The 11,882-nt window shown below is 73.3% G+C and carries 8 protein-coding genes; 3 read left to right on the forward strand and 5 right to left on the reverse strand.

The window, feature by feature from the left end:
- On the forward strand, positions 1 to 1,197 hold the full coding sequence (locus ACQEVM_RS31045) for a globin domain-containing protein (RefSeq protein WP_433084472.1): 1,197 nt from the start codon (positions 1 to 3) through the stop codon (positions 1,195 to 1,197).
- A gap of 31 nt (positions 1,198 to 1,228) precedes the next feature.
- Here the strand turns inward: ACQEVM_RS31045 and ACQEVM_RS31050 are convergent, their stop codons facing one another.
- Entirely contained in the window at positions 1,229 to 2,206 is a 978-nt protein-coding gene (locus ACQEVM_RS31050) for a nucleoside triphosphate pyrophosphohydrolase (protein ID WP_433084473.1), read from the reverse strand.
- Positions 2,207 to 2,234: 28 nt separating this feature from the next.
- On the reverse strand, positions 2,235 to 2,864 hold the full coding sequence (locus tag ACQEVM_RS31055) for a SurA N-terminal domain-containing protein (protein ID WP_433084475.1): 630 nt from the start codon (positions 2,862 to 2,864) through the stop codon (positions 2,235 to 2,237).
- Positions 2,865 to 3,056: 192 nt separating this feature from the next.
- On the opposite strand from ACQEVM_RS31055, the gene ACQEVM_RS31060 reads away from it, so the two are divergent.
- Positions 3,057 to 5,510, forward strand: coding sequence for a YfhO family protein (locus tag ACQEVM_RS31060; protein ID WP_433084477.1), 2,454 nt, complete (start codon positions 3,057 to 3,059; stop codon positions 5,508 to 5,510).
- Positions 5,511 to 5,530: 20 nt separating this feature from the next.
- Here the strand turns inward: ACQEVM_RS31060 and ACQEVM_RS31065 are convergent, their stop codons facing one another.
- Entirely contained in the window at positions 5,531 to 7,030 is a 1,500-nt protein-coding gene (locus ACQEVM_RS31065; RefSeq protein ID WP_078999291.1) for a serine/threonine-protein kinase, read from the reverse strand.
- Positions 7,027 to 7,677, reverse strand: a complete 651-nt coding sequence (locus ACQEVM_RS31070; protein WP_433084480.1) for a hypothetical protein — start codon at positions 7,675 to 7,677, stop codon at positions 7,027 to 7,029. Before ACQEVM_RS31070 ends, ACQEVM_RS31065 begins: the two co-directional genes overlap by 4 nt.
- Before the next feature lie 228 nt (positions 7,678 to 7,905).
- Between ACQEVM_RS31070 and ACQEVM_RS31075 the strand changes: the two genes are divergently transcribed.
- A complete protein-coding gene (locus ACQEVM_RS31075; protein WP_433084482.1) occupies positions 7,906 to 8,079 on the forward strand; it encodes an antitoxin in 174 nt (57 codons plus the stop codon).
- A 76-nt stretch (positions 8,080 to 8,155) separates the two neighbouring features.
- Here the strand turns inward: ACQEVM_RS31075 and mfd are convergent, their stop codons facing one another.
- Positions 8,156 to 11,689 carry a transcription-repair coupling factor gene (mfd, locus tag ACQEVM_RS31080; RefSeq protein WP_433084484.1) on the reverse strand — a complete coding sequence of 1,178 codons (3,534 nt, stop codon included), beginning with the start codon at positions 11,687 to 11,689 and terminating at the stop codon, positions 8,156 to 8,158.
- Positions 11,690 to 11,882: the final 193 nt, after the last annotated feature.

An 11,882-nucleotide genomic window follows, 5' to 3' on the forward strand; every position in this document is an offset into this window, starting at 1 on the left:
GTGAGGATCTTGAAGAGCAGTTTCGCGGTGGTGGAGAGACGGGCCGAGCACGCCGTCAAGTACTTCTACTCGCACCTCTTCTGGCACCACCCCGAGGTCCGCCCGCTCTTCCCCTCCTCCCCGGCGGACATGGAACGCCAGCGGGACCGGCTCTTCGCCGCCCTCACCCACGTGGTCACCCACCTGGAGAACGAGACCCTCGTCCCCTACCTCCGCGACCTCGGCCGCGACCACCGCAAGTTCCGCGTCGGGCCCGAGCACTACGCGGCCGTCGGCACCAGCCTGCTCGCCGCGCTCGCCGAGACCTCCGGCCAGACCTGGACGCCCGAGGTGGAGAAGGCCTGGGCCGAGGCCTACCAGGTGATCGCCGACGCGATGACGGCCGGCGCCGTCGAGAGCACCGACCCGCCCTGGTGGGACGCCGAGATCGTCCGCCACCTCCAGTACGGGCAGGACGTCGCCGTACTGACCCTGCGCCCCGACCTTCCCCTCCCCTATCTCCCCGGTCAGTACGTGAGCGTGAGCAGCGCCCGCGTCCCGACCACCTGGCGCACGTACTCCCTGGCCAACGCGCCCCGCCCCGACGGCACCGTCGACCTGCACGTCAGCCGGATCGAGGAGGGCCGGCTGTCCCACGTGCTGGTCCGCGAGGTGCGGCCCGGGGAGACGCTCCGACTGGGCGCGCCCGGTGGCCGGCTCACGCTGCGCCGCGAGGACCGCCCGGTCACCTTCATCGCCGCCGGCACCGGTTGGGCCCCGATCCGCGCCATGCTGGAGGACCTCGCGGAGCACCCTCCCGACCAGGACGTACGACTCTTCGTCGTCGCCCGGGACGCCGCGCACCTCTACGACCGGCCGTTCATCGACGCGTTCGCCGCCACCCACCGCCGGCTCGCCGTCACCTACCTCACGCCCGCCCCCGGACAGCACCGCAACCAGGCCACCGACCGGCTGGCGACCGCGCTCGGCCACCGCGGCCTGTGGCGGGACCAGGACGTCTACCTCGGCGGGCCGGCGCAGTTCATCGAGGAGACCGCGTACCTCCTGGAGGAACTCGGCGCCCGACCCGACCGGATCTTCCACGACGCGATCCCACCGGGCGGCTCCGCGCGGACCCGCCCGGTGGGCTTCGGGGAGTGGTTCCTGAGCCCGCCGGACCCGCACTGGCACAACCCCTCGGGGCGCGCACCGCTGTAGGGGACGTCGTCCACGTGGCGCCCGCCACGGGTCAGGCGTCGGCGGCCTCCGCCGCCCGGATCGCGTCCCGGTAGGCGCGGGCCGCAGCGCGCAGCGCGGTCTCGGGGTCGACGCCCGCCGCCTCGGCGCGCGCCGCCAGTTCCAGCAACTCGTAGCCGACGCCCTCGCCCCGGGGCGGTTCCACCGCGATCCCGCCGGCCCGGGCCCGGCCGGCGAGCTTGGCCGCGAGAGCGAGGCCGGGCTGGGCGACCGGGACCCCGTCCGTGACCGACGCGCGCCGCTTCTCGACCGCCTTGGTGGCCTGCCAGTGCGCGTTGACGTCCTCGGGGGTCTCGGCCCGCGCGTCACCGAAGACGTGCGGGTGCCGGCGGATCAGCTTGTCGACCAGGTCGCCGGCCACGTCGTCGATGGAGAACGGCTCGTCGGCGTGCTCCTGCGCGATCCGCGCGTGGAAGAACACCTGGAGCAGTACGTCGCCCAACTCCTCGCGCAGTTCGTCCCGGTCACCGGCCTCGATCGCCTCGACCAGCTCGTACGCCTCCTCGATGGCGTACTTCACCAGGCCCTCGTGGGTCTGCGCCGAGGTCCAGGGGCATTCCCGCCGCACCCGGTCCATTACCTGCACCAGGTCGAGCAGCCGCGCGCCGGGCAGGTCGTAGGACCCGGGCAGCAGTTCCAGGTCCGGCATGGCGACCCGACCGGAGCCGGCCAGCCGGGCGAGCCCGTCGGTGAGGCGCTGGTCGCCCTCGCCGCTCGGCAGCACCACGACGGTGGCGCCGCCGGCGCAGGCCTCGACGAGTTCGTGGGCGTCGGGGACCGCGTGGAGCACCTCGACACCCGCCTCGCGCAGGTACGGCAGCTGCGGGTGGTCGGGGTCGGCGCACAGCACCCGGTCCGCGGCGTGCAGGGTCTGCCACGCGCTCCAGGACAGCAGGCCCGGGGCGACCCGGTGGCTGGTGGTCAGCAGGACGATGCGGCCGGTGGGCTCGGGGGACGTGGGCTCAGTCACCCCCCGAACCTACCTCCGGTCGGGCGACTCAGGTCCCGGCGGGTACGGCCTGCTCGGGGCGGGTCCGCTGGATGATCCACGGGGTGGTCCCGTCGCCGAGCCGGATCCCCTCGGCGTCCCAGCTGCCGTAACGCGGGTTGACCTCGATGCCCAGCTTCTCGGCGGCAGCCGACGCGGGGGCGGTGAGCTTGTCCTTGCCGTACTTCTCCATGAGCTTGGACAGGAGCAGCTGGTCCGTGATGAAGCGGTCGATCTGGCCGGGGGCCGTCACCGCCTCCTGCAGGATGGCCGCCTGGAACTTCTGCGGGCCGCCGCTGCTCTCGACGAGCTGCTTGCGCTGCTCCTCGATCTCCTTCGTGGTGACGGTGATCCCGGCGTCCTTGGCCATCTTGTCGAGGATCCGACTGTTGATCAGCCCGCGCAGTTTCGTCCGCTCCAGTCGTGGCGAGCTCTCGACCAGCTCGGCCGGCGTGGGGGTCGTGGACCGGTTCTGTGCGGCGCGTACGTCGTTCACCTGGGCCTGGAGCGCTGAGGTGGTGATCCGTTCGCCGCCGACCACGGCCGCCGTGCCGGGGCGGGTCTCGTTCGAGCAGGCGGACAGCAGGGGAGCCGCCGCGAGCAGGACGGCGGAGACGGAGAGCGCAGTGCGACGGTGCAAAGGAGCCTCCAGGGCCGGGAGATTGTGCGTCGATGCACAAGGGCCGTGCGGTGATCGATGTTATGCAGTCACGGTGATCCGAGCCACTGGTTCGACCAACGATTCCGAGCGTGTTGGGGTGCGCGAGTGTTGGCGCGCCGGTCACCCCGGCGCCATCCGGGCGTCCTGCGCGTCTGCCAGTGTCGGCCCACCATGTCGACACCGCACAGCTCCCCGCGGCGCCGCAGCCTGTTCGGCTCGGCGCTCGCCGCCCTGATCACGACGGTGGCCGTGTGTGCCGGGGACGCCGTCGCGCGCGTCTTCCCGTACGGGCCCCGTCACCGCAGCGTCAACGACCTCGGCAACCAGTTCGTGCCCTTCCACGCGCACCTGTGGGACCTGCTGCACGGGCGCGCCGAGGGCGGCCTGCTCCTCAACTGGCAGTCCGGGTACGGGACGAGCTTCCTGCCGGACTTCGGGACGTACCTTTCGAGCCCGTTCGCGGTGCTCGTCGGGGTCTTCCCGCGCGCGGACATCGACCTCGCCGTGTACGTGGTCACCGTGCTCAAGACGGCCGCCGCGGCCGCGGCGATGGCGTGGTTGCTGCGCACGCAACGGCGCGGACCGTGGTGGGCGGCGGGACTGCTCGGCGCCTCGTACGCGCTGTGCGGCTGGTCGGTGATCGAGGCCGCGTACAACCCGATGTGGCTGGACGGACTGATCGCGTTCCCGCTCCTGTGTCTGACGGGTGAATGGGCGCTGCGCGGCCGACGTCCCGGGGCTGCGGCCCTGGTCGTGGCCCTGTGCTGGACGGCGAACTTCTACACCGCGTACATGGCGACCCTGGGCGCCGCGCTGGTGCTCGTGGTGCGGCTGGCGCAGGACCGGGACGTGGTGCCGGGCGGTCGGCGCGGGCTCGGGCGGGCGCGGGTGCTGGGGCGGGCCGCGACGGCGACCGTCCTGGGTGTCGCGCTGGCCGCGCCGGTGCTGGCGCCGCTGTTCCTCAGTTCGAGGCAGGCGTACCCGGGGTGGTCCCGGGAGTTCGCGCCGGCGGCGACCGGGGACCTGTTGGCGCGGCTGATGCCCGCCACGTACTCCTTCTCCTCCCCCGCCCTCTTCGTCGGTACCGGGACGCTGCTGCTGGTGGCGGCGCTGCCGTTCCACCGGGTGGTGCCGGCGCGGGCCCGACTGTGCTGGACGGGGCTCGTGGTGGTGGTGCTGCTGTCGTTCCAGTGGGCGCCGACCCACCTGGCCTGGCACGCCTTCGCGACCCCGAACGGCAGCCCGTACCGGCAGACCTTCGTGCTCGCCGGGATCGTGGTCATCGCCGCCTGGACCGGGCTCGCGGCCGGCCCGCCGGGGGTGCGGGCGCTCGCCTCGGGCGCGGGGGTGCTCTGTCTGGCCGTGCTCGGGGCGGCCGGCAGCGCCCTCGCGACGGGCTGGGGGTACGCGCTGTTCGGCGGCGGGCTGGTGGTGGCCGGCTGGGCGTGGTGGGCGATGCGCGCCCGGCGCCTCGCGCTCCCGGCGGCCGGGCTGCTGGTCGCGGTCCTGGTGGGCCAGGCCGCGGCGACCGTCGCGTACGGGCACCTGGGCAAGCTCGGCGGGCTGGACGACTACCCGTCCTGGGGGCCTGCGCACACGGCGCGCGCCGAGGCGTTGGCGGGCGCCGAGGGGTGGCCCGGGTACCGGACCGACGCGGGCCGCCCGGCGCTGACGGGCAACGATCCTCTGCTGCTCGGCGGCGAGGGCGGGGCGTACTACAGCAGCCACACCCCGGACGTGTTCACCCGCACGATGGTCGCCCTCGGGGCGGGCTGGACCTCGCGGGGCCGCAACGTCCAGAGCCTCGACAACCCGGTGACCGACGCCGTCTTCGCGGTCGGGGCGAGGCTGCGGCCCGACGGCACGATCGGCCGGGCGACGGTCGCGCCGCTGGTCACGGTCCGGCCGGCGGGCCCCCCGCTCGCCTACGGGCCCTCCCCCTTCGCCAACCAGGAACTCCTGCTGGGCTCCCGGGTCTACGAGCCTCCGCTCACGCCGGGCGTCTGCCGCGCCGGCACCGAGGCGTTCCTGTGGGCCCCGGAGTACAACGGCACCGCCCGGCTCGCGGACGGCGCCGCGTTCCGGCTGAACGCCCGTCCGCCGCGCAACCGGGCCGCGCTCCAGCCGATGGGCGTCGCGCACGGGCCCGCCTCGCGGCTGGTCTTCGAGCGGCCCGCGCCCGCCCGTTGGGAGCTGGCCTGCCTGGACCGGGCCCGGTTGGACACGGCGGTGGCCGCACTGCGGGCCGGCGCGCCGACCGCGCTCCGGGTCGACGCGTCGGGGGTGCGGGCCACCCTGCGGCCGGGCACGACCGGCACGGTGGTGCTGTCGGCACCGGCCATCGCGGGCTGGACCTGCGACGGCCGTCCGGCGAGCGCGCACCTGGGTCTGGTCGCCGTCCCCGCGGGCCCCGACACCCGCTCGGTGACGTGTACGTTCCGCCCGCCGGGCCTGGCCTCGGGCGCGGCGGTCGCGGCGGTCGCCCTCCTGGTCCTGCTCGCCCGGCTCGTCCCGGTCGGCCGACTCCGGCGCGGTGCCGGTGGGGCGCGGCGGTCCGGACCGGGTCCGTCAGCCCCGGCCGGTACGCCGTCCGATCGGGCGGAGGCCTTCGGCGTCCGGGTGTGAGCACGGCCCGGACGCGGGGGTCAGCGGACCTGGCCCAGCCACTGGAGGGTGCGGCGGATCTCCACCGGGAGGGGGTGGCCCGGGCCGTGCACGCGGTCCGCGTCGAAGAGGAGGCGGACCAGGGTGTCGTGGGCGCCCGCCCGGTCCCCGAGGGAGAGCAGCAGGTGGGCTATCCGGCGGCGGACCTCCAGGGGCAGGCCGGGGTCCGGGTTGGCGTAGTGGTTCTCGAACAGTGGCAGCAGGGAGCGGTACTCGGCGAGGGCGGCGGCCGGTTCGCCGAGCTGTTCCAGGCACTGGGCGGCGTCGTAGCGAAAGCGCAGTGCCTGGGTGTCCCCGGGCGGGAACTCGTCGGCGAGGCGGCGCAGTTCGGGCAGGGCGCGCCGGTACTGGCCGTCGTCCATCAGCGTGGCCGCGTACTGCTTGCGCAGGGAGCGGACCACCGGCGAGTGGTCCCCGTGCTCGGCGGCGGCCGCCGGGAGGATGCCGCCGAGGATGTCCACGGCCTGGGTGAGTCGCCCCTGGTCCAGGAGGGTGCGGGCCTCGTCCACGGCGCCCGGGATGTCCGGCCGGGGCGGGGCGGGCGGCGTGTCCGGGCGGGCCGGCACGGTCGGCCGGTCCGGCCAGGGGGCCTGCGGGCGCAGGAACGGGCGGGTCGGGTCGAGGTGGCCGGTCGGGACCCCGTGCTTGGGCAGCAGCGGGGTGAGGGCCTCGTACACCTCCTGCGCGGAACCGGGCCGGTCCTGCGGGTCCTTGGCGAGGAGGTGCAGGAGCACGGCCTCCAGGGCGTGCGGCACCTCGGGACGCAGCCGGCGCACCGGCACCGGGGGTTCGTACAGGTGCCGGTGCAGGACTCCGAGGGCGGTGGAGCCGGCGAAGGGCACGTTGCCGCTGAGGAGTTCGTACAGCAGCACGCCGAGGGCGTAGAGATCGGTGTACGGGCCGACGGCGCCGCCCATGGCCTGTTCGGGTGCCATGTAGGCGGGGCTGCCGATCGGAGTCCCGGTGCTGGTGAGGCGGGTGGTGTCGGTGTCCATCACCGAGGCGACGCCGAGGTCGAGTACGAGAACCGTGCCGTCGGGGCGGATCATCACGTTGCGGGGCTTGAGGTCGCGGTGGACGATCGGCACCGCATGGACGGCGGACAGCACCGAGCACAGTTGCGCGACCACCGCGACGGCCCACGGCCAGGGGTAGGGGTCGTGTGCCGTGAGGTGGTCGGACAGGTCGGAACCCTCGACGTACCCCATGACCAGGTACAGCTCGTCGCCGTCGTTGCCGGCGTCGTGCACGGTGACCAGCCCGGGGTGGTCGACCTGGGCCGTGACCCGGCATTCGCGCACGAAGCGGCGGCGCAGCTCCTCGGCGACGGTGCCGGGCCCCGCGACCTTGTCGGGGCGCAGCAGTTTGACGGCCACCCGCCGGTCCAACCGGCGGTCGTACGCCGTCCAGACCTGACCCATGCCGCCCTGGCCCAGGATGCCGGCGAGCTGATAGCGGTCGCCGATGAGCCGGTCGGTCACTGGTGGGGGTCCTGGGTCGCGGTCGGGTTCGGGTCCTGGTACGGGCCGCCGGGCCTCGGGGGCCCGTTCGGCTGCGGCGGCCGGTTGCGCAGGAGTTCGCTCAGCTCGTCGAGTTCGGCGCGGACCTGCCCGATCCGCGGCGGCGGCGTCACCTGCGGCGGGACGTCCGGCCGGTTCGGGACCGGGGTGGAGGTCTGACCCTGCGGGTAGCCGTAGCCCTGGCCGGGCCGGTGCTGCTGCGGCGGCGTGTACGGCGCGGGCGCCGGGTACCACGGCGCCTGCGCCCGGCCGTCGTTCCGGTTCTCGTGGTGCCGGATGTCCGCGACGAGGAAGTACACGGTGACGGCGAGACCGGTCAGGAGGGTGCCGCCGGCGCCGAAGTCGCTCTGCCAGCCGCTGGTGTCCGGGGTCTTGTCGAGGCCGATGAAGACCACCCACACGACGAAGAGCACGCAACTGAGGCCGAGCAGCATCCAGTCCCGTGGCTTGCGCGTGACCAACGCGAGCCGCAACATCGTGCCCCACGCGAGGAAACCGCAGGTCAGGATGGGCAGCACGGCGAACAGTACGCGCAACGTCACCACGCTCCCGTCGCTGGGACGGGGGCCGGGGTGGCCATGCTGCGGCGGGTAGCCGGGGCCGTGCATCGCTGCTCCTGACGGGCCGTGCGGATAAAGAAAAGATGAGTTCCGGGACTGAGCGTATACAGCCTTGTCCGAAGTGGGTGAGGGGATGACCGCAACCGTTGCAGGGTCGCAGCACGACGGCGCCGGGGCGCCGCCCGCCGGACCCACCACCGGGGCCGATCGCCGGCGGGCGAAGCGCGCGGAACGCGCGTAGCGTCACAAAGGGGATGCCATCAGGAGGTCGTACGCATGGGGATCTTCGACAGGTTCAGGGATCAGGCCAAGACCAAGGGCAAGGACGTCTCGGACAACCTCGAGGAAGAGGCCAACGAGAAGACCGGCGGGAAGTACGCCGACCAGGTCGACCGGGCCCAGCAGGAGGCGGAGAAGCGCCTCGGCGTGGACGACGACCCGACGAGGTAGTCCGCCGACGCGGGTGCGGAGCCGGCGGGTCCGCCGGTTCCGCACCCGCGTGTGGGTCACGAGCCACCCGCGTGGGTCACGAGCCGAGGATCGTGGCGAGGAACTCGCCGGTCCAGGCCAGCAGTTCCCGCCCGACCAACGGCTTCCCGCCGACCTTCGCCGTCTTGGGCCGGGGAATCAGCACCTGCGAGGCGGCCGGCTTGAGCACCGCCCCCGGGTAGAGCCGCTTGAGCCGCAACTCCTGGGACTCCCTCAACTCCACCGGCCCGAAGCGGATGTTGGGACCCTGGAGGGTGATGTCACCGACCCCGCAGGCACGGGCGAGCATCCGCAGCCCGGCCACCAGCAGCAGGTTCTCCACCGGCTCGGGCAGCTTGCCGTAGCGGTCGGTGAGTTCCTCCCGCACCGCCTTGACGTCGGCCTCGGAGTTCGCCGAGGCGATCGACCGGTAGGCCTGGAGGCGCAGCCGCTCACCGGGCGCGTAGTCGTGCGGGACGTGCGCGTCGACCGGCAGCTCGATCTTGACCTCCAGCGGCGGCTCCTCCTCCGGACCGCCCTCGATGGCGGCCCGGTAGTCGGCCACGGCCTCGCCGACCATGCGGATGTACAGGTCGAAGCCGACGCCCGCGATGTGGCCGGACTGCTCGCCGCCCAGCAGATTGCCCGCGCCGCGGATCTCCAGGTCCTTCATGGCCACGTACATGCCGGCGCCCATCTCGGTGTGCTGGGCGATCGTCGCGAGCCGCTCGTGCGCCGTCTCCGTCAGCGGCTTCTCCGGCGGGTACAGGAAGTACGCGTACCCGCGCTCGCGACCGCGGCCCACACGTCCGCGCAACTGGTGGAGTTGGGAGAGACCGAAGTTGTCGCCGCGCTCCACGATCAGGGTGTTGGCGTTGGAGATGTCGATGCCCGACTCGACGATCGTGGTCGAGACGAGGACGTCGAACTTCTTCTCCCAGAAGTCCACCACGACCTGTTCCAGGGCCTGTTCCGACATCTGCCCGTGCGCCGTCGCGATCCGCGCCTCGGGCACGATCTCGCGCAGCTTCGCGGCGGCCCGGTCGATGGACTCGACCCGGTTGTGGATGTAGAAGCACTGCCCCTCGCGCAGCAGCTCGCGACGGACGGCCGCGCCGATCTGCTTCTCCTCGTACGGGCCGACGAAGGTGAGCACCGGGTGGCGCTCCTCCGGCGGGGTGGTGATCGTCGACATCTCGCGGATGCCGGTCACCGCCATCTCCAGCGTGCGCGGGATCGGGGTCGCGGACATGGTCAGCACGTCCACGTTGGCGCGGAGCTTCTTCAGCTGCTCCTTGTGCTCGACGCCGAACCGCTGCTCCTCGTCGACGATGACCAGGCCCAGGTCCTTGAACTTCGTCTCCTGCGAGAACAGTCGGTGCGTGCCGATGACGATGTCCACCGAGCCCTCGCGCAGCCCCTCCAGGGTGGCCTTCGACTCGGTCTCGTTCTGGAAGCGGGAGAGCGCCTTCACCTTGACGGGGAACTGGCTGTAGCGCTCGGAGAAGGTCCCGAAGTGCTGCTGCACCAGCAGCGTGGTGGGCACGAGGACGGCGACCTGCTTGCCGTCCTGCACCGCCTTGAAGGCGGCCCGCACGGCGATCTCGGTCTTGCCGTAACCGACGTCGCCGCAGATCAGCCGGTCCATGGGAACGGACTTCTCCATGTCCTCCTTGACCTCGGCGATGGTGGTGAGCTGGTCGGGCGTCTCCGCGTACGGGAAGGCGTCCTCCAGTTCCCGCTGCCAGGGGGTGTCCGGGCCGAAGGTGTGGCCGGGGGCCGCCATCCGCGCGCTGTAGAGCTTGATCAGGTCGGCGGCGATCTCCTTGACCGCCTTCTTCGCGCGCGCCTTGGTCTTGGTCCAGTCGGCGCCGCCGAGCCGGTGCAGGGTCGGGGCCTCGCCACCGACGTACTTGGTGACCTGCTCCAGCTGATCGGTGGGGATGTACAGCCGGTCGCCGGGCTGGCCGCGCTTGGCGGGCGCGTACTCGACGAGCAGGTACTCGCGGGTGGCGCCCTGCACGGTCCGCTGGACCATCTCGATGTAGCGGCCCACGCCGTGCTGCTCGTGCACGATGTAGTCCCCGACCTCCAGGGTCAGGGGGTCGACGGACTTGCGGCGCCGGGTCGGCATCCGCCCCAGGTCCTTGCTGGCGGTGCGCTGCCCGGTCAGGTCGGTCTCGGTGAGCACGGCCAACTTCAGCGCCGGGTCGACGAAGCCGTTGTCGAGGGAGCCGCACGTCACGTGCACGATGCCCGGCTCCAGGACCGCGAGGTCCGCCTCCAGGCGGGCCGCGATGCCCTCGCCGCCGAGCACCTCGACGGTGCGGGCGGCCGGGCCGTGCCCCTCGGTGAGGTACACGGTGTGCCAGCCGTCGGCGATCCACCCCTTCGTGTCGGCGAGCGCGCGGGCGGTGTCGCCCCGGTAGGCCTCCGGGCCGTGCATCCCGAGCTTGAGGGTGTCGGCCCCGTCGGCACTGTCGTCGGCGGCGAACGGGGAGACCGACCACCACATCATGTCGAGTGCGCGGGCGTGCTCGCGGACGTCGGCGATGCCCCGCAGCGAGGCCGCGCCGACGTCGATCGGGGCCTGTCCGCCGCCGGCGGTGGCCGCCCAGGAGGCCATCAGGAACTCCTGGCTGGTGGCGACGAGGTCGGCGGCCCGGGTCCGTACCCGCTCCGGGTCGCACACGACGGCCATCGACCCGGCCGGCAGGACGTCGATCAGCAGTTCCATGTCGTCGACCAGGACGGGCGCGAGGGACTCCATGCCCTCGACCGCGATCCCCTCGGCGATCTTGTTCAGCAGTTCCCCCAGCTCCGGGTGCTCCTGTGCGAGCGAGGCGGCCCGCCCCCGCACCTCGTCGGTCAGCAGCAGTTCACGGCAGGGCGGGGCCCACAGCCCGTGATCGGCGATCTCCAGGGACCGCTGGTCCGCGACCTTGAAGTAGCGGATCTCCTCGACGTCGTCGCCCCAGAACTCCACGCGCAGCGGGTGTTCCTCGGTGGGCGGGAACACGTCGAGGATGCCGCCGCGCACGGCGAACTCGCCGCGCTTCTCGACCAGCTCGACCCGCGCGTAAGCGGCTGCGGCCAGCGCCTGGACGACCTCCCCCAGATCGACGGACTGCCCCTGCCGAAGGCTGACCGGCACCAGTTCCCCCAGCCCCTTGACCTGCGGCTGGAGCACGGAGCGGATCGGCGCGACCACCACGGAGACGGGACCGGTGGCCGGGTCGTCCTTGCTGGGGTGCGTCAGTCTGCGCAGCACCGCGAGCCGGCGGCCCACGGTGTCGCTGCGGGGGGAGAGCCGCTCGTGGGGCAGCGTCTCCCAGGAGGGGTACTCGGCCACCTCGTCCGGCGGCAGCAGGGAACGCAGCGTGGCGGCCAGGTCCTCGGCCTCCCGTCCGGTGGCGGTCACCGCCAGCACGGTCCGTTCGGTACGCCGGGCCAGCGCGGCAATCGCGAAGGGCCGCGCGGCGGCCGGGCCGACCAGGTCCACGTGCATCCGGTTGCCGTCCCCGGCCGCCGCGACCGCCTCGGCGAGGGCGGGGTCCCGGGTGACGGCGTCGAGCAGTCCGTACAGGCTCATGAGGAGGGCTTTCCGTCCGGTGGAGGGGCAACGCGAAGGGCCCGACACGTGAACGGGCCGGGGGTTCCCAGCCTACGACGCGTCTCCCCCGACCGCGCGGGGGATTGCCGTCGTCGCGGGGAGTGACGACGGGCGCCAGGGGGCGGGCCCGCCCCCCTGGCACGACGCCGGCCCCGGTCGTCCGACTGGACGA

The organism is Streptomyces sp. CA-243310, from assembly GCF_050936775.1.
GTDB lineage: Bacteria > Actinomycetota > Actinomycetes > Streptomycetales > Streptomycetaceae > Streptomyces.